This window comes from Streptomyces otsuchiensis, assembly GCF_004305975.1.
GTDB classification, from domain to species: domain Bacteria; phylum Actinomycetota; class Actinomycetes; order Streptomycetales; family Streptomycetaceae; genus Streptomyces; species Streptomyces otsuchiensis.
Map to the genome: position 1 here is coordinate 1 of NZ_BHZI01000116.1, position 18,160 is coordinate 18,160.

An 18,160-nucleotide genomic window follows, 5' to 3' on the forward strand; every position below is an offset into this window, starting at 1 on the left:
CCCCCGCCCTCGGCCCAGGCGCCCGCGCACACCGCGGGAGCGGGTGCCGGTGCGGGTGCCGGCGTCGGCACCGGGACGCCGCCCCCCGGCGGCCCCGGCTCCTACGGCTACCCGCCTCCGGGCCAGCCGATGGTGGGCTCCGGCTACATGGCGGTGCTGCGCTACCGGGCGCCGGACGGTTCGGAGCAGCGGCTGATCCGGCGTTCGGCGCCGGGCACCCCGCACCCGGAGTGGCAGCTGCTGCACGAGCTGCACGCGATGGGTGTGCCGCCGCAGCAGGCGCTGGAGCTGCACACCGAGCTGCAGTCCTGCTCGCTGCCGGGCGGCTACTGCTCCCGGATGATCCAGGAGACCTGGCCGCAGGTGCGGATCACCCACACCGCCTCCTACGGCGCGGACTTCGCCTCCCGGCAGGCCGGGGTGCGCCATCTGGTGGAGCACCAGGACGAACTGGAGCAGTACGCGGACGGTCCGGCCCGGACGGCGCCGGTGCGTGCGCCGCTGCCGCAGACCCAGACGGCGCCGGCGGTCGGGCTGGACGTCATCGGCCAGGAGCTCCAGCAGGCGTTCGGCCCGCAGGGTGTCTTCCGCTACGACCAGCAGTCCGTCTCCCGTCAGGGTGTGCCGGACATCGTGGCGCAGTCGCTGGTGTGGGCGGGTGTGCCGCTGGAGATCGGCCCGTTCTTCTGGGCGCAGGCCCAGCCGGGTCGCCCGATCCCGACGCTGGCGGAGCTGGCGCAGGAGCGCGGCGCGCCGCCGGCGCCGGACGCCGGGTCGTACCTGGTCATCGGTAACGACTTCGGCCGGCAGCTGTGTGTGCAGTACGGCACGGCGTACATCGTGGCGGTGCCGCTGGAGGCGGGGCCGGGCGGGCAGGTGGTGGCGCCGCAGTTCGTGAACTCCTCGCTCCCGCAGTTCGCCCGGTCGATGGCGCTGCTGGGCCGTATGTGGCGGCTGCGGTACGGCCTCAACCCGGAGCAGGCGGGCCGCTGGACCGGGGACTTCCAGGCGCAGCTGGCCTCCCTGGACAGCCAGGCGCTGGCTGATCCGGAGCACTGGTGGTCGGTGCTGCTGGAGCAGATGTGGGACGGCTTGCTCTGAGCCGCCGGTAACCGCCCGGCTTCGGCGCTGTTCCGGCGCCGGGCCGGGCGGGCCGGGCGGTACGCGTGGCGCGCGGCGGCGGCGCCGCCGGGGCCGGGCGGTATGGTGCGGAGACCGGCGGCGGGCGGCGTCCGTCCGCCCGTCACGTCCGCCTCACCCCGCACCGAAGGGCATCCACGTGAGTTCCATGCGCCCGGCCGCTGTCGTCGTTCTCGCCGCAGGCGAGGGCACCCGGATGAAGTCGGCCACGCCGAAGGTTCTGCACGACCTCTGCGGGCGGTCGCTGGTCGGCCATGTGGTCGCGGCGGCCCGCGAGCTGGGCCCGGAGCAGCTGGTGACCGTCGTCGGTCACGCCCGGGAGCAGGTGACCGCGCATCTCGCGGAGATCGATCCCGAGGCGCGCACCGCGGTGCAGCACCAGCAGAACGGCACCGGGCACGCCGTGCGGGTGGCGCTGGAGGAGCTGGCCGGAGGTGACGCGGGCGGCGACGCGGCTCTCGCGGGCACCGTGCTGGTCACCTGCGGCGACACCCCGCTGCTGACGGCGGCGACCCTGCGCGCGCTGGCGTCAGCCCACGACAGCGACGGCAACGCGGTGACGGTGCTGACCGCCGAGGTGCCCGACGCCACCGGCTACGGCCGGATCGTGCGCGGGGACGACGGCTCGGTCACCGCCATCGTGGAGCACAAGGACGCCGACGAGGCGCAGCTGGCGATCCGGGAGATCAACTCGGGGGTGTTCGCCTTCGACGGCCGGCTCCTCGCGGACGCCCTGTCGAAGCTGAGCACGGACAACAGCCAGGGCGAGGAATACCTGACCGACGTCCTCGGCATCCTGCGGGCGGAGGGCCACCGGGTGGGTGCGGCGCTTGCCGCCGACCACCGGGAGATCTCCGGCATCAACAACCGGGTCCAGCTGTCCCAGGCGCGCCGGATGCTCAACGACCGGCTGCTGGAGCGGGCGATGCTGGCGGGCGTCACGGTGGTCGACCCGGCGACGACCTGGATCGACGTGACCGTGACGGTGGAGCGCGATGTCGTCGTCCATCCCGGCACGCAGCTGCTGGGGTCGACCCATCTCGCGGAGGGCAGCGAGGTCGGCCCGAACAGCCGGCTGACCGACACCCGGGTGGGCCAGGCCGCCGTCGTCACCAACACCGTCGCGGACGGCGCGGAGATCGGCGCGGAGGCGTCGGTGGGGCCGTACACCTATCTGCGGCCGGGCACCCGGCTGGGCACCGCGACCAAGGCGGGCGCCTTCGTGGAGATCAAGAAGGCGACGGTCGGGAACGGCAGCAAGGTGCCGCACCTGACCTATGTCGGGGACGCCACCATCGGCGACCACACCAACATCGGCGCGGCGAGCGTCTTCGTGAACTACGACGGCGTGAACAAGCACCACACGACGATCGGTTCGCACTGCCGGACGGGCGCGGACAACATGTTCGTCGCACCGGTCACGGTCGGGGACGGCGCCTACACGGCGGCCGGTTCGGTGATCGCCCACGATGTGCCCGCCGGCGCTCTGGGTGTGGCCCGGGGCCAGCAGCGCAACGTCGAGGGCTGGGTCGGGCGCAAGCGCCCGGGTTCGTCGTCGGCACGCGCGGCCGCGGAGGCGCTGGAGAACACGGACGGCACGGACGGGGCCGACGCCACCGCGTCGGGTGCGCCCACCGAGGCGTAGGCGAGGGCGGGTTCGGCGGCGCGCGCCGTCGCTGCCGGCTGTCGCCGTCGGCCGCCGTCGGCCGCCGGCTCGCCGTCCGCTCCCTGGACGCGTCGCATGTCACACCCGGCGCGTCTGGGGGCGCGCGGGGGCGCCGGGGTGGCGGACGGAGGCGTTCCGGGCCACGTCGCACGCGGGGCTCGGACGCACCGCCGGTGACCCGCTGTACCAGCTCTGACCTGGGCTTATCCTTGGCTCGGGGCATCCGCTCACGGCGGCGCGGGCTTGCCCCGCGCAGGCTCCCGGCACCGGACCGCGCGTTCGCCGATCGCGACCGACCGGTGTTCGGGGTGGGCGGCCAGCGCGTACCGTAGAGATGCCTCACGCAGATGGCCGAAAGGCGACCATCGGGGTTCGCTGGACCCCGAAGCGACAGTCAAGGAGACCTGCTGTGACCGGGATCAAGACGACCGGTGAGAAGAAGATGATGCTCTTCTCCGGCCGCGCTCACCCCGAGCTGGCGAAGGAGGTCGCGGACGCCCTCGGAGTGGCGCTGGTCCCGACCACAGCCCGGACCTTCGCCGACGGCGAGATCTACGTCCGCTACAAGGAGTCGGTCCGTGGCGCGGACTGCTTCCTCATCCAGAGCCACACCGCGCCGGTCAACACCTGGATCATGGAACAGCTGATCATGATCGACGCGATGAAGCGGGCCTCGGCCCGGTCGATCTCGGTGGTCATCCCCTACTACGGCTATGCGCGTCAGGACAAGAAGCACCGGGGCCGCGAGCCCATCTCGGCGCGCCTGATGGCGGACCTGCTCACCACGGCGGGCGCCGACCGCATCCTGAGCGTGGACCTCCACGCCGACCAGGTCCAGGGCTACTTCAACGGCCCGGTGGACCACCTCCAGGCGCTCCCGCTGCTCGCCGACTACATCGGCGGACGCGTGGACCGCGACAAGCTCACCATCGTCTCCCCGGACGCGGGCCGGGTGCGGGTCGCCGACCGCTGGTGCGACCGTCTCAACGCGCCGCTGGCGATCGTGCACAAGCGCCGTGACCCGGACGTGGCCAACCAGGTCTCCGTCCACGAGGTCGTCGGTGACGTCCGTGACCGGGTGTGCGTGCTGGTCGACGACATGGTGGACACCGGTGGCACGATCTGTGCCGCCGCCGACGCCCTGTACGCCAACGGCGCGGCCGACGTCATCGTCACCGCCACCCACGGCATCCTCTCCGACCCGGCGCCGGACCGGCTGAAGAACTCCCGCGTCAGCGAGTTCGTCTTCACCGACTCCCTGCCGACCCCCACCCGGCTGGCGCTGGACAAGATCACGGTGCTGCCGCTGGCGCCGACCATCGCCCGCGCCATCCACGAGGTCTTCGAGGACGGCTCGGTGACCAGCCTCTTCGAGAACCACTAGCGACTCGGCGCCGCTGGCCGTCGGTCGGCACGCGGCGCGACACGATCGGGCGCCGGACGGGATCCTCCGTCCGGCGCCCGATTTCTGTCCGGGCGCCACCCCCGTTAGACTCGCGGCGATGCTCGGCGAGGGAGGCCCCGTCCGTGCCCGTGAGGGAGACGGCGGCCGTCCGTTATCGACGCGCTCCTCGGAAGGCGGTACGGGACGTCATGGTCCCGGCGCCCCTGCGGATGGTGTGCGACGGCACGCCGGGTCCCGTCCCGGCTCGTCCGGCACGGTTCATGTCCCGCAGTGACCCAAGGAGCGCCACCATGGCCGACGTCAAGATCCCGGCTGAGACCCGTACCGAGTTCGGCAAGGGTTCCGCCCGCCGCGCGCGGATGGCCGACCGCATTCCCGGAGTCGTCTACGGCCACGGTGGCGACCCCGTGCACGTGACGCTCCCGTCCTACGACCTGATGATGGCCCTGAAGTCCCCCAACGTGCTGATCACGCTGGACATCGAGGGCCGGCAGGAGCTCGTCATCCCCAAGGCGGTGCAGCGCGAGGCGCTCCGCAACAAGCTGGTCCACATCGACCTGCTCGTGGTGAAGAAGGGCGAGAAGGTCACCGTCGAGGTGCCGATCGAGGTCGAGGGTGAGCTGGCCCCGGGCCAGCACCTGCTGGAGCACGTGCTCTCCACCCTGGCCCTGGAGGCCGAGGCCACCCACCTGCCCGAGTCGGTCACCGTCTCGGTCCAGGGCCTGACCGTCGGCGACCAGATCCTCGCCAAGGACGTCAAGCTCCCCAAGGGCTCCACCCTCGCCAACGAGGAGGACGCCGTCGTCATCCAGGTCCTGGCCGCCCAGGCCGAGGAGCCGACGGCCGAGGGCGAGTCCTCGGAGGAGAACGGCGCTGCCTGATCCCTCACGGATCAGCACACCCGGACGGCCGGGGCCCGGCACGGGCCCCGGCCGTCCGTCGTCCGCCCCGCCCGGCCCGGGAGGACCGGCCCGGGCGGGCGTGACACGGGGAGCGGGACACCGGAACGGGGCGGGCGGCGCCCGTCCGACGGGCCCGTCCGACGGCAACAGCGAGCGACCGGAGAGCGAGAACGACGTGAGCGAGACAGCGGAGACCGAGCCCTGGCTGGTGGCCGGGCTGGGCAACCCGGGCCCCGGGTACGCGGGCAACCGGCACAACGTGGGCTTCATGGTCGCCGACCTGCTCGCCGCGCGGATGGGCGGCAAGTTCAAGACGCACCGCTCGCGCGCGCTGGTGGCCGAGGGCCGGGTCGGCCCGCCGGGACCGGCGGGCCGCAAGGTGGTGCTGGCCAAGCCGATGACGTTCATGAACCTCTCGGGCGGTCCGGTGACCGCGCTGAGCGGCTACCTCAAGATCCCCGTGGGGCGGATCGTCGTCATCCACGACGAGCTGGACATCGACTACGGCGCCCTGCGGCTGAAGCTCGGCGGCGGGGACAACGGCCACAACGGACTGAAGTCGCTGACGTCCTCCCTGACCCGCGAGTACTACCGGGTGCGGTTCGGCGTCGGGCGTCCGCCCGGGCGGATGGATGTCGCCGACTTCGTGCTGAAGGACTTCTCCTCCGCCGAACGCAAGGAGCTGGACTACTTCGTCGACCGCGCGGCGGACGCGGTCGAGGCACTGGTCATCGAGGGGCTGGAACGCGCGCAGAGCGCCTACAACAGCTGACACCCGGGGACGGCCACGGCCCCGGGGTGGTCCCCGGCAAGGAGCGGCGTGGCCCGTGGCGGAGACGGCACCGCCCGGCCTTGACCGGGGCCGGGCGGTGCCCAAGTATTCGCCCATGCCGGTCACTACCGACGCCACGCGTACGCGCACACACGCGCGGGCGCGCGCAGGCTCCCGCGCCGGGCGGGCACTCGGCGCGGCCCGGGCGCTCTGCTCGGCCCTGCTGGTCGGCCTGCTGCTCGTGGCGGGCGTGTGGTCCTCGTGGGAGACCGTGCACTACTCCCTGTACGCCAAGGAGGTCACGCGCGGCACCCTGACGGTCGACCGCTGCCGGACGGGCGAGTGCACCGGGGCCTTCGTTCCCCGCTCCGCGCTGGGCGAGCACCACGACGAGGTGACGCTGCCGCAGCGGATCGGGCGGGAGGAGGGCGACGTCGTCCCCGTGGCGCTGTGGCCCGGCAGCACGGAGGCGGTACGGACCGGGCTGCCGGGCTTCCTCTACGGCTGGCTGCCGCTGGCGGGGTCGCTGCTGCTGGCCGCGGTCATCGTCTCGGGCGGCCTGCGGCTCCACCGGGTGGCGTGCGGGGTGGCCGGGCTGGCGGCCACGATGATCGCCGCGACGTTCCTCACGCGTTAGCGGGCCACCGGCCCCGGGCCGTCGCCCTCGGCTGCGCCCACGGTCCCGGCCGTCGCGTCACCCGTGGCCCCGGACACGGGATCGCCTGCCGTCGGCTCGCCGGCGGCAGCCTCGACCACGAGTGCCGGCGCGGCGGCCGGTGCGGACGCGGGCAGCGCCCCCGGGGGCGCCGTACTCGGCGGCGGGGCGGGGTCCGGCGCCCGGATCGCCATCACCATCAGCGCGGCCAGCGCGCACAGCACCCCGGCGGACATCCAGGCCAGATCGTAGGAGCCGGTGGTGTCGCGCACCGCGCCGGCGCCCCACGCGACGACGGCGGCACCGAGCTGGTGGGAGGCGAGTACCCAGCCGAAGACCACGGCGCCGTCGCCACCGAAGTGGTCGCGGCACAGCGCGATCGTGGGCGGGACGGTGGCGACCCAGTCCAGCCCGTAGAAGATCACGAAGAAGAGCATCGGCGGCTGCACCGATTCGCTGAAGAGCATCGGCAGAAGCAGCAGCGACAGCCCGCGCAGCGCGTAGTAGACCGCCAGCAGCTTGCGCGGGTCGTAGCGGTCGGTGAGCCAGCCGGAGAAGACGGTGCCGATCAGGTCGAAGATGCCGATCAGCGCCAGCAGCGAGGCGGCGACCGGGATCGCCATGCCGTGGTCGTGGGCGCCCGGCACGAAGTGGGTGCCGATCAGCCCGTTGGTGGAGGCTCCGCAGATGGCGAAGGTGACGGCGAGCAGCCAGAACACCCGGCTGCGGGCCGCCGTACCGAGCGCGCGCAGGGTGCGCCGGGCGGCGCCCGGGGGCGCGGGCGGAGGGGTGACGTACTCCGGTCCGGCGCCGTACGGCCGCACTCCGAGATCCTCGGGGCGGTCCCGCAGCAGCCACAGCACCAGCGGAACCACGGCGAGCGCGCAGCCGGAGACGGCGAGTGCCGCCGCACGCCACCCGGGCCCGTCGACCAGCAACGCCACCAGCGGCAGGAAGACGAGGTTCCCGGCGGCGCCACCGGCGGTGAGGATGCCGGTCACCAGACCCCGCCGGGCCACGAACCAGCGTCCTGAGACGGTCGCGGCGAACGCCAGCGCCATGGAGCCGGCGCCCAGTCCGACGAGGAAGCCCCAGCAGAGCACCAGTTGCCACTGGCTGGTCATGAACACCGTGAGCCCGCTGCCGGCGGAGATCAGCAGCAGGGCGCAGCTCACGACCCGGCGGATGCCGTAGCGCTCCATCAGCGCGGCGGCGAACGGCGCGGTCAGGCCGTAGAGCAGCAGGTTGACGGAGATGGCGAACGAGATCCCGCCTCGCGACCAGCCGAACTCCTGGTGCAGCGGATCGATGAAGACACCGGGGGTGGCGCGGAACCCGGCGGCGCCGATGAGCACCACGAAGGCGACCGCCGCGACCCACCAGGCCGGGTGCACCCGGCGCCCGCCCGTCTCTCCCGCGCCCGCTTTCGCCGCGCTCGGGGACCGGTGTGTGTCAGGTGTGGCCGCTGTCTCCCGTGGTTCCGCCATCGTCGCTCCCGGTCCGGCGGCCGTCCGCCGCGGCCTCCCACGCACCGCGCGCGGCCCGGGGCCCCGGAGCGTGCGCCGAGGTCCCGGGCCACCCACGGCGCCGTTTCATCGGATGATCCTGCCACGCCCGCCCGCCGGCCGGCAGTCCCTCCCGCACGGGACGCGCGCACCGGACACCACCGTCCCGCGTCGCGGTTGCCGGCGATTGCGCGCGGTGGCCGCGTCGGTGCCCGAGCTTGCTCAGGAGGTCCGGAGCGCTTCCCGTGCCCGGACGATCAGTCGATGCGCGTGGGCACCACGCACGGCGGACTGGTCCAGCCATTCCCATGTCTTCGCGTAGAGGGCGACATTGGCAGGGTCGTCGAGCCAGAGCTGGGCATTGATCATTTCCACGATGACCAGACGGTCGTCGTAGATCCGGAAGCCGGCGGTGTCGGTGTCGGTGTCGGTGTCGGCCGGTGTGCCCTGAAGCTCAGCGTTCAGCGCGAGGACCGCACGGGCGTAGTCGGCTGTCTGGAACAGTCCCGGAATCACGTCGACTTCGAGGCCGCGAATCTCACGGGTCCGCGCTGTCTCAGCGTCGGCGATGTCCTCCCGAACTCGTCCCGGGCGGCCGGACGACGCACCCTCGGGTAACAGGGTGCTGCCTCACGGTCGCGGAACGTGCCGGTCGATTGCCGGGGATTGCTCGGGGCAGCGGCGGGGCCGCCGATTGCGGGCGATCGGCGGCCCCGTTCAGCGTGTGGAGGCGGATCAGGGGCGGCCCCAGAAGTCGAAGACCGCCTCCGCGATGTCGATGTTCTCCAGGTAGTCGCCGCGCACCGGGTCCTCGTGGCGGGCGTAGTGCTCGATGCGGGCCGCGCCGACGCCCTTGGCGTAGACGGGGACGAGGGCGTTGGTGTGGCCGCCGGTGTGCCAGGTGGCCTCGGGGAGTTCGCCCTTCTCGCCGTTGATCGGCGCCCACGCGGGGTCGGAGTCGGTGCTGGTGAGGTAGCCGGTCTCGTGGTCGGCGGTGACCATGACGAGGGTCTCGCTCCAGCTGCTCTCGCGCTCCACCCAGTCCACGACGGTCTCGATGGTCTGGTTGAAGGCGATCTGTTCCTCGATCTGGCGGTTCAGCTCGTTGGCGTGGCTGGCCCAGTCGATGGCGCCGCCCTCGACCATCAGGAACATGCCCTCGTCGGAGGCGTTGTCCAGCACGTTGAGCGCGGCCTTGGTCATCTCCGTGAGCGTGGGCACGCCGGTGTTCTTCTCGGCGACGTAGGGCTGGGCGCCGGGGACGGGCGCGCCGGTGTCCGTGCGGTCCGGGCCGCTGCGCTCGTACTGGAGGGTGGCGGCTACGCGCGGCAGGCCGAAGACGTGCTCGGGGGTGGTGTGCGCGGTGGCCAGGGCGTTGAACTCGGCCGGGGTCTCCACCAGTTCGAACTGTGTCTCGCCGTCGGCGAGCGCCCGGTACTCGGGTTCCGCGACGTACTGGTAGTTGGGCTCGTCGAGACGTTGGGCGTCGTGGCCGTAGTAGGGGTGGCCGCCGCCCATGATGACGTTGATGTCGTGTTCCCACACCATCTCGCGCGCGATGGAGTGGTAGTTGTTGCGGTGCGCGTTGTGGGCCACGAAGCTGGCGGGGGTGGCGTGGGTGAACGGCACGCTGGTGACGACGCCGCTGGCCTTGCCCAGCTCCTGGGCGCGCTCGGTGAGGTTGCGGACGGGTTTGCCGTCCGGGTCGACGCCGATGGCCGCGTTGTAGGTGCGGACGCCGGTGGCCAGGGCGGTGGCGGTGGCGGCCGAGTCGGGCTTGTTGCGCAGCGGGCCGTCGAAGGAGCCCCACTCCACGGCGGGGTCGTAGTACGCGCCGTCCTGGAAGGTGGCCGCGGCGACGCCCACGGGGAAGTGCTGGTAGACCTGGGTGGCTCTGCCCGGCTGACGTTCGACGTCGCCGGTCGCCGGGTCGACGGCCACCTGGTTGTAGGCGACGCCGTGTTCGTAGAGGCTCGCGGTGTCGATCTGGTTGAAGCCCATGCCGTCGCCGATGAGGAAGATGACGTTCTTGGGGCCGAAAGCCGCCGGGTCGATCCCCGCATCGTCCGGTTCGTCGGCTGCCGACACGGGTGCGGCCAGGGTGAGCGCGAGCCCCGTGGCGGCGATCCCGGCCACCAGGCGGCTGGTCCATGTGAGGTGCACTGCGCTGTCCTCCTCGAACGTGGGGGAGGTACCAGAGGTGCGTTCTGGTACTGACGTTCCATCATGAGTCGCCTCACGTCCCCGTCAATGCCCCCTCGCCGTCCGACGGCCGGAACCCGCCCGGACGCGCCGCTGACGCCGCCGGCCGCCGCCGGCGGGTCAGCCGGTGGGTCAGCCGGCGCGCCAGAGGTCGAAGACGGTTCCGGCGATCCGGGTGTTCTCCAGGTAGGCGCCTCGGACCGGGTCCTCGCCGGTGGCCGCGTGCGCCAGCCGGGTGGCGCCCGGGCCCTTGGCGTACAGCGGCACCAGGGAGTTGGTGTGGTCGGTGGAGTTCCACGCCGCCTCGGGCAGTTCGCCCTTGCCGCCGCCGAGCGGTGTCCAGCGGGGGTCGGAGCCGGGGCCGGTGAGGTAGCCGGTCTCGTGGTCGGCGGTGACCACCACGAGGGTCTCGCCCCAGTCGCTCTCCCGCTCCACCCAGTCGACGACCGTGGAGACGGCCTCGTCGAAGGCGATCTGTTCCTCGATCTGGCGGTTCAGCTCGTTGGCGTGCCCCGCCCAGTCGATGGCGCCGCCCTCGACCATCAGGAAGATCCCCTCGTCCGAGGCGTTGCCGAGGACGTTGAGGGCCGCGCCCGTCATCTCGGCGAGGGTGGGGACGTCCGGGTTGGGTTCGGCGGTGTAGGGCCGGGCGCCGGGGACGGGGTCGCCGTCCTTGGTGCGGTCGGCGCCGCCGCGCTCGAACTGGAGGGTCGAGCCGGCCGGCGCCAGGCCGAACACCTGGTCCGGGGTGTCGTCGGCGGTGGCCAGCTCCTGGAACTCCTGCCGGGTGCGGACCAGTTCGAACCGGGTGTCGCCGTCGGTCAGTGAGCGGTAGTCGTCCTCGGCGATGTAGGTGAACTCGGGCCGGGGCCGTTCCCGGCCGTCGTCGTCGCGGGTCGGGTCGCCCGCGCCCATGACGACGTCGACCTCGCTGTCGCGGATCATCTGCCGGGCGATGGCGTGGTAGTCGTCGCGGTCGCGCTGATGGGCCACGAACCCGGCCGGGGTGGCGTGGCTGAACGGCACGGAGGTGACGACGCCCGTCGCCTTGCCCAGTTCGGCGGCGCGTTCGGTGAGATTGGTCAGGGGCTCGCCGTCGGCGTCCACGCCGAGGCTGCCGTTGGTGGTGCGCTGCCCGGTGGCCAGCGCGGTGGCGGCGGCTGCCGAGTCGGTGGCGCCCTCGGTCACGGTGCCGAAGGTGTCCCAGGTGGCGCGCGGGTCGTATCCGCCGCCCCGGGCGTAGGTGGTGACGGCGGCCGCGACGGGGAAGTGCTGGTAGTCCTGGGTGGCCTCGGCCGGGCGACGCTCGATCCCGGCGGCTCCCGGGTCCACCGTGACCTGGCTGAAGGCGGCGCCGTGCTGGTAGAGCGCGGCGGCGTCGATCTGGTTGAAGCCCATGCCGTCGCCCACGAGGAAGACGACGTTCTTCGCCCCGCCGACGGCCTTGGCGCCCCCGGACTCCTCGCCGTTCCCGGCGGCTGCCAGCGCCATCGCCAGGGCGAGCGCGGCGGTGATCGCGCCGGCCCGGCCCGGTCCCGTGACATGGCTCGTTGCTCGGATGTGCACGGTCTGCCTGCCTCCTAGGCCCTGGCGCGCCCGGCCGGTGTGCGCGGGCGCCGCCCGTCTCTGCGGTGCCGTCAGGATGCGGCGCGCGGGGGCCCGGGCACCAGCACCGCGCCGCCCGCGGGCCGGAGACGACCGGTCCGGCGGCGGCCCGGCACCCGGTCGGCCGTCGCCCGCCCGGCGGAAGCGGAGCCGTAACGGAACCGGCCTCACACGACCGCGCCGCCGCCGGGGGTTCCCGGCGGCGGCGCGGTGGTGCGTGGTGTACGTCGTGGTCGGCGGCCGGTCCGCCCCCGCCCGCCCCCGTCAGCCGGTGTTGCGGAGACCGGCGGCGACGCCGTTGACGGTCAGCAGCAGCGCGCGGGAGAGCAACTGGTCCGGCTCCTCGCCACGTTCGGCCGCCTGCCGCTGACGGTCCAGCAGGGCGACCTGGAGGTAGGAGATCGGGTCGAGGTAGGCGTCGCGGATCTGGAGGGTCTGCTGGAGCACGGGGTTGGCGTCGAGCAGCCGCTTCTCGCCGGTGATGCGCAGCACCTCCGCGACGGTGAGGTCGTGTTCGGCGCGGATGGTGTCGAAGACGTGCTTCAGCTCCTCGGGGACGAGGGTGTCGACGTAGTGCCCGGCGATCCGCAGGTCCGTCTTGGCCAGCGTCATCTCGACGTTGGAGAGGAAGTTGCGGAAGAAGTGCCAGCGTTCGAACGCCTCCGCCAGCACCTCGCCCAGACCGGCCTCACGGGCCGCCCGCAGGCCGGAGCCGACGCCGAACCAGCCGGGGACGATCTGGCGGGACTGCGTCCAGCCGAAGACCCACGGGATGGCCCGCAGCCCGTCGAGCCCGGCGCCGCTGTCGGGCCGGCGTGAGGGGCGGGAGCCGAGGTGAAGCTCCGCGAGCTGGTCGACGGGGGTGGCTGCGAAGAAGTACGCGGGCAGGTCCGGGTCCTCGACCAGCGACCGGTAGGCGGTGTGGGCGGTCTCCGAGACGGTGTCCATGGCGGCGTCCCAGCGGGCGAGCGCCTCCTCGGGCTGGCGCGGCGCGGTGTGCAGCGCGGACGCCTGGAGGGTGGCGGCCACCGTCAGTTCCAGGTTCTCCCGGGCGAGGGAGGGGACCAGGTACTTGTCGGAGATGACCTCGCCCTGCTCGGTGACCTTGATGGCGCCTTCCAGCGTGCCCCAGGGCTGCGCGAGGATCGCGTCGTGGGTGGGGCCGCCGCCGCGGCCGACGGTGCCGCCACGGCCGTGGAAGAGACGCAGCCGTACGCCGTGCCGGTGGGCGACGTCACGCAGGCGGCGCTGGGCGCGGTGGATCTCCCACTGGGAGGTGGTGATGCCACCGAACTTGGAGGAGTCGGAGTAGCCGAGCATGACCTCCTGGAGGTCACCGCGCAGGGCGACCAGCCGCCGGTAGGAGGGGTCGGAGAGCATCGCGTCGAGGAGTTCGTCGGCGATCTTCAGCTCGTCGGTGGTCTCCAGCAACGGCACGATGCCGATGCGCGCCCACCCGGCGTGCAGGTCGATCAGGCCCGCCTCGCGGGCGAGGACGGCGGCGGCGAACACGTCGTCGGCGCCCTGGCACATGGAGATGATGTAGGACTCGATGACCTCGGGCCCGAAGGTGTCCAGCGCCCGGCGGACGGTGGAGAAGACGCCGAGCGTCTTGGTGCCGGCGGCGTCCAGCGGTGCCGGGGTGGGTGCCAGCGGGCGGCGGGAGCGCAGTTCCTTGGCGAGCAGCCGGCTGCGGTAGTCGCGCGGCATGTCCGCGTAGCGCCAGGACTCCTCACCGAGCCGGTCGAAGAGCTGGCCGAGGGCGTGGTGGTGGGCGTCGGCGTGCTCACGGACGTCCATGGTGGCGAGCTGGAGGCCGAACGCGGCGATGGTGCGCACCACGCGCTGGACGTGGCCGTCCGCGACGAGGCCGCCGCGGTGGGCCCGCAGCGAGTCCTGGACGACGGTGAGGTCCTCCAGCAGCTGGCTGGTGCCGAGGTAGTCGCGGCCGGGCTGGTGGGCGGCGCCGGCGGCGAGCCGGTCGCGGGTGTTGAGCAGCTTCTGCCGGACGCAGGTGACCTTGAGCCGGTAGGGCTCCTCGGCGTTGAGCCGCTTGTAGCGGGGCGTGATCTCCGGCAGCCGCTCCAGGTCCTGTTCGAGGGAGCGCTGGAGTTCGTCGGTGACGCCGCTGTTGCGGATGGAGCTGGAGAGCGCGCCGCGCAGGTCGTCGATGTGCTCCAGCGCCTGGCTGATGCCGTGCTCGTGCTGGAGCAGCAGCACGTCCCAGGTGACGTCGGGGGTGACGTTGGGGTTGCCGTCGCGGTCGCCGCCGATCCAGGTGCCGAAGGTCAGCGGGCGGCTTCCGGCGGGCAGCTCGACGTCCGCGCGTTCCAGTTCGGCGGCGAGGTCCTCCAGCACGTCGCCGACGGCGCCGCTGTGCAGCTCGTCGAGGTAGTAGACGGCGTTGCGGGCCTCGTCGGCGGGCTCGGGACGGACGACCCGCAGCTCGTCGGTCTGCCAGATCAGGTCGATGTTCTCGGCGAGGCGGAGGTCGGTGCGGCGGCGGTCGGCGCCGCCCTCGCGCTCGGCGACGTCGAGGAGGGCCGCGACGGTGCGGAGCTTGGTGAGGACGGACCGGCGGGCCGCCTCGGTGGGGTGCGCGGTGAAGACGGGGCGGACGCCGAGGTTGGCGGCGGTCTGCCGCAGGTGCTCGGGGTCGGCGTCCTTGAGCATGTCGGCGGTGCGGGCCAGCTGCCCGCCCTCCTCGGCCCGGCGGGTGCGCAGTTCGCGGCCGCGGTGGACCTGCTCGGTGACGTTGGCCAGGTGGAAGTAGGTGGAGAAGGCGCGCACCAGCTTGGCGGCGGTCTCCAGGTCGGTGTCACCGAGGAGTTCGGCGGCGGCCTCGCCGTCGGTGCGGGTCAGCAGGCGGACGCGTTCGACGAGGTCGAGGAGGTCCGGCCCGTCCTGGCGGACCAGGGTGGCGCCGAGCAGGTCGCCGAGGCGGCGGATGTCGGCGCGCAGGGCGCTACTTCTTTCGAGTGCTTCGTGGTTCTCGGCGGACTCCGGGTCGTGGGTGGCGTCGGCGCTGCTCACAGGTACGGCTCCTTGCGGCTCTTCGTACGACGGGATCACGGACCGCGCTGTCCGACGGCCCCAGGATATGCACTGGATACAACGCCGGGGTCACGTATTGGTCGCATGGCGCACCCCGGGGGCGCGCGATGTCACGCACAGCAGAACCTACGGTTCCGTAGGTTACGGTTGCGTAGGTACGGCCGTTCCCGGTCGCACTCCCCACACTCCGAGGTTCGCGAATGACCACAGAATCAGGCGTGACCCCCATCCCGTCCCCCTCCGGCGATCCCACCGCCGCCGCCTCCGCAGCGTCGGCGGAGGCCGACCGAGGCGGCCCGGCGTCGCCCGTCGCGTCCGCCACCCTCGGCGGCGAACGGCGCGGCTCGGCCGAGCAGGTCGCGCTGCTCCTCTTCATCCTGCTGCCGTTCCTGGCACTGGTGGCCGCCGTGCCGCTCGCGTGGGGCTGGGGCATGAGCTGGCTGGACCTGGCGCTGCTGCTGGTCTTCTACTTCGTCGGGTGCCACGGCATCACCGTCGGCTTCCACCGCTATTTCACGCACGGTTCGTTCAAGGCGAAGCGGCCGCTGCGGATCGCGTTGGCGATCATGGGGTCGCTGGCCGTGGAGGGCCCGGTCGTACGCTGGGTCGCGGACCACCGCCGCCATCACCGGTTCTCGGACGCCGAGGGCGACCCGCACTCCCCGTGGCGCTACGGCGAGACGGTGCCGGCCCTGATGAAGGGCCTGTGGTGGGCGCATCTGGGGTGGATGTTCGACAAGGAGCAGACCTCCCAGGAGAAGTACGCGCCGGATCTCGTCAAGGACCCGGCGATCCGGCGGATCTCCCGCCAGTTCGCGCTGTGGACGGCGGTCTCCCTGCTGCTGCCGCCGCTGATCGGCGGCCTGGCGACCTGGTCCTGGCAGGGCGCGCTGAGCGCGTTCTTCTGGGCCTCGCTGGTGCGCGTGGCGCTGCTGCACCATGTGACCTGGTCGATCAACTCGATCTGCCACGCCGTCGGCAGGCGCCCGTTCGCCTCGCGCGACCGCTCGGGCAACGTCTGGTGGCTGGCGGTCCTCTCCTGCGGCGAGTCCTGGCACAACCTGCACCACTCCGACCCGACGTGCGCCCGGCACGGGGTGGACCGCGGGCAGGTCGACTCCAGCGCGCGGCTGATCCGCTGGTTCGAGAAGGCGGGCTGGGCGTACGACGTACGCTGGCCCAAGGCTTCACGCCTCGACGCACGGCGTGCCCGCCCGGAGCAGGGTTCCGGTGCCCCCGAGGAGGCTTCCGCCGTCAGCGCGGGATGATGGCCGCAGCAGCGAACCAGGAGAATGTGTGGCGACCGAGGACAGCAGCACAGAGAAGGCCCCGCGATCCGCCCGCAGGGGCCGGCGCAGGATGACCGGCACCGAACGCCGGGCACAGCTGCTCGACATCGGCCGTACGCTCTTCGCCACCCGTGGCTTCGAGGGCACCTCGGTGGAGGAGATCGCCGCGAAGGCGGGCGTCTCCAAGCCGGTGGTGTACGAGCACTTCGGCGGCAAGGAGGGGCTGTACGCGGTCGTCGTCGACCGCGAGATGGCCCGGCTGCTGGACATGGTGACCAGCGCCCTGACCGCCGGCCACCCACGTGAGCTGCTGGAACAGGCCGCGTTCGCCCTGCTGGACTACATCGAGCAGCACACCGACGGCTTCCACATCCTGGTGCGCGACTCCCCGGTCGCCCAGTCGACGGGGACCTTCGCGTCGCTCATCGGTGACATCGCGACCAAGGTCGAGGACATCCTGGGCCACGAGTTCAAGGCACGCGGCTACGACGCCAAGCTGGCGCCGATGTACGCGCAGGCACTGGTCGGGATGGTCGCCCTGACCGGGCAGTGGTGGCTGAACGTGCGGAAGCCGAAGAAGTCCGAGGTGGCGGCCCACCTGGTCAACCTGGCCTGGCACGGCCTGGAGGGCCTGGAGCACAAGCCCCGGCTGATAGGCCACCGCCGCACCTGAGCGACACCCCGGCGGCCGAGGCCGGACGGGCCCCCGGCCGGGGGCACCCGGCCGCGCCGGTGCGGGTGCCGGGTCGCCCCGGCCGTCCTACGCTCGCGCCATGACCGGTTCGGGACCACCCCGCCCCCTGCGGCCCTGGTACTACCTGGCGGCCGCCTACACCTTCGCCGTCGGCATGGCCGGGACCACTCTCCCCACCCCCCTGTACGAGCTGTACCAGGAGGAGATCGGCTTCTCCTCCTTCATCGTGACGGTGGTCTTCGCCACCTACGCGACCGGGGTGATCGCCGTGCTGGCGCTGCTCGGCAGCGTCTCGGACAAGCGCGGGCGGCGGCCGGTGCTGCTGGCGTCGCTGGCGCTGGCGACGGCGAGCGCGCTGTGCTTCGTCTTCGAGGCGGGGCTGCCGCTGCTCTTCGCGGGCCGGGTGCTGTCGGGGTTCTCCGCCGGGCTGCTGACCGGGGCGGCGACGGTCGCGGTGATGGAGCTGGCGCCGGAGCGGCTGCGGAGCCGGGCCGCTTTCGCCGCGACCGCCGCCAACATGGGCGGGCTGGGCTGCGGTCCGCTGCTCGCGGGCGTGCTGGCCGAGTACGTGCCGGACCCGCTGCGCACTCCCTACCTGGTCCATCTGGGGCTGCTGGTGGTGGCGGTGCTGCTGACGCTGGCGCTGCCCGAGACGGTGCGGGTGTCGCGTCCCCCGGCGCCGTTGCGGATCTCTCCGCCGGGGGTGCCGCCGCAGGTGCGCGCGGTCTTCGTGCCCGCCGCGCTCGCCGGGCTGACCGGTTTCGCCCTGCTGGGGCTGTTCACCTCGGTGGCGCCGACCTTCATGTCCCGCACGCTGGACGTCGAGAACCTGGCGGTCGTCGGCGCGGTGGTCTTCTCGGCGTTCGCCGCCTCCACGGTCGGGCAGCTGGCGGTGGGGCGGGTGACCGTGGAGCGGGCACTGCCCGCGGGCTGCCTGGCGCTGGTGGTGGGGATGGCCCTGATCGGGGGCGCGCTGCTCGCCGAGTCGCTGCCGCTGCTGGTCGCCGGCGCGCTGGTGGGTGGCGCGGGACAGGGGCTGGCGTTCCGGGCCGGGGTGGCCGCGGTGACCGCGCACGCCCCGGCGGACCGGAGGGGCCAGACGGTCTCGGCGTTCTTCGTGGTCGCCTACGTCGGCATCTCGCTGCCGGTGGTCGGAGTGGGGGCGCTGACGCTGGCGATGGGGCTGCGGGACGCCGGCCTGGTGTTCACGGGCTGCGGCATGGCGCTGGCTCTGGTCACCGCGGTGCGGTTGCGGCCGGCCGGGGCGGGAG

The 18,160-nt window shown here is 73.0% G+C and carries 14 protein-coding genes; 9 read left to right on the forward strand and 5 right to left on the reverse strand.

Features of this window, described 5'->3' with window-relative positions:
• From E0D90_RS13035 to E0D90_RS13060, 6 genes are all read left to right on the forward strand, one after another.
• On the forward strand, positions 1–1,101 hold a 1,101-nt coding region (locus tag E0D90_RS13035; protein ID WP_174856191.1), incomplete at its 5' end, for an SUKH-4 family immunity protein.
• 178 nt (positions 1,102–1,279) lie between these two features.
• Entirely contained in the window at positions 1,280–2,785 is a 1,506-nt protein-coding gene (gene glmU / locus E0D90_RS13040; protein WP_130798182.1) for a bifunctional UDP-N-acetylglucosamine diphosphorylase/glucosamine-1-phosphate N-acetyltransferase GlmU, read from the forward strand.
• 430 nt (positions 2,786–3,215) lie between these two features.
• Complete coding sequence (locus E0D90_RS13045) at positions 3,216–4,190, forward strand: ribose-phosphate diphosphokinase (protein ID WP_103501052.1); 975 nt, start codon at positions 3,216–3,218, stop codon at positions 4,188–4,190.
• 311 nt (positions 4,191–4,501) lie between these two features.
• Entirely contained in the window at positions 4,502–5,092 is a 591-nt protein-coding gene (locus tag E0D90_RS13050) for a 50S ribosomal protein L25/general stress protein Ctc (protein ID WP_103528503.1), read from the forward strand.
• A 196-nt stretch (positions 5,093–5,288) separates the two neighbouring features.
• Complete coding sequence (pth, locus tag E0D90_RS13055; protein WP_103501062.1) at positions 5,289–5,885, forward strand: aminoacyl-tRNA hydrolase; 597 nt, start codon at positions 5,289–5,291, stop codon at positions 5,883–5,885.
• Between the two features lie 115 nt (positions 5,886–6,000).
• Positions 6,001–6,522, forward strand: a complete 522-nt coding sequence (locus E0D90_RS13060) for a hypothetical protein (RefSeq protein ID WP_130798184.1) — start codon at positions 6,001–6,003, stop codon at positions 6,520–6,522.
• On the opposite strand, the gene E0D90_RS13065 is transcribed toward E0D90_RS13060, so the two are convergent.
• The 5 genes from E0D90_RS13065 to ppc form a co-directional block, all read right to left on the reverse strand.
• Entirely contained in the window at positions 6,519–8,027 is a 1,509-nt protein-coding gene (locus E0D90_RS13065; RefSeq protein WP_130798186.1) for an MFS transporter, read from the reverse strand. The two genes, E0D90_RS13060 and E0D90_RS13065, sit on opposite strands and share 4 nt — an antisense overlap.
• Before the next feature lie 240 nt (positions 8,028–8,267).
• Complete coding sequence (locus E0D90_RS13070; protein WP_227870187.1) at positions 8,268–8,666, reverse strand: Scr1 family TA system antitoxin-like transcriptional regulator; 399 nt, start codon at positions 8,664–8,666, stop codon at positions 8,268–8,270.
• Positions 8,667–8,780: 114 nt separating this feature from the next.
• Positions 8,781–10,208 (reverse strand): alkaline phosphatase, encoded by a 1,428-nt coding sequence (locus E0D90_RS13075; RefSeq protein ID WP_130798190.1) that lies wholly within the window; start codon positions 10,206–10,208, stop codon positions 8,781–8,783.
• Positions 10,209–10,379: 171 nt separating this feature from the next.
• Positions 10,380–11,813, reverse strand: coding sequence for an alkaline phosphatase (locus E0D90_RS13080; RefSeq protein WP_130798192.1), 1,434 nt, complete (start codon positions 11,811–11,813; stop codon positions 10,380–10,382).
• A gap of 303 nt (positions 11,814–12,116) precedes the next feature.
• Entirely contained in the window at positions 12,117–14,885 is a 2,769-nt protein-coding gene (ppc, locus tag E0D90_RS13085) for a phosphoenolpyruvate carboxylase (protein ID WP_130798195.1), read from the reverse strand.
• A gap of 221 nt (positions 14,886–15,106) precedes the next feature.
• On the opposite strand from ppc, the gene E0D90_RS13090 reads away from it, so the two are divergent.
• From E0D90_RS13090 to E0D90_RS13100, 3 genes are all read left to right on the forward strand, one after another.
• Positions 15,107–16,174, forward strand: a complete 1,068-nt coding sequence (locus E0D90_RS13090; RefSeq protein ID WP_130798197.1) for an acyl-CoA desaturase — start codon at positions 15,107–15,109, stop codon at positions 16,172–16,174.
• A 91-nt stretch (positions 16,175–16,265) separates the two neighbouring features.
• Positions 16,266–16,868 (forward strand): TetR/AcrR family transcriptional regulator, encoded by a 603-nt coding sequence (locus tag E0D90_RS13095; RefSeq protein ID WP_227870186.1) that lies wholly within the window; start codon positions 16,266–16,268, stop codon positions 16,866–16,868.
• A gap of 100 nt (positions 16,869–16,968) precedes the next feature.
• Positions 16,969–18,160: MFS transporter (locus tag E0D90_RS13100; protein WP_130798201.1), on the forward strand; the 1,192-nt coding region annotated here is incomplete at its 3' end.

Coding starts and splice junctions, on each gene's coding strand:
- E0D90_RS13065 (WP_130798186.1), bottom strand. CDS start 8,027: ATGGCGGAACCACGGGAGACAGCGGCCACACCTGACACACACCGGTCC.
- E0D90_RS13095 (WP_227870186.1), top strand. CDS start 16,266: ATGACCGGCACCGAACGCCGGGCACAGCTGCTCGACATCGGCCGTACG.
- E0D90_RS13050 (WP_103528503.1), top strand. CDS start 4,502: ATGGCCGACGTCAAGATCCCGGCTGAGACCCGTACCGAGTTCGGCAAG.
- E0D90_RS13090 (WP_130798197.1), top strand. CDS start 15,107: ATGACCACAGAATCAGGCGTGACCCCCATCCCGTCCCCCTCCGGCGAT.
- E0D90_RS13060 (WP_130798184.1), top strand. CDS start 6,001: ATGCCGGTCACTACCGACGCCACGCGTACGCGCACACACGCGCGGGCG.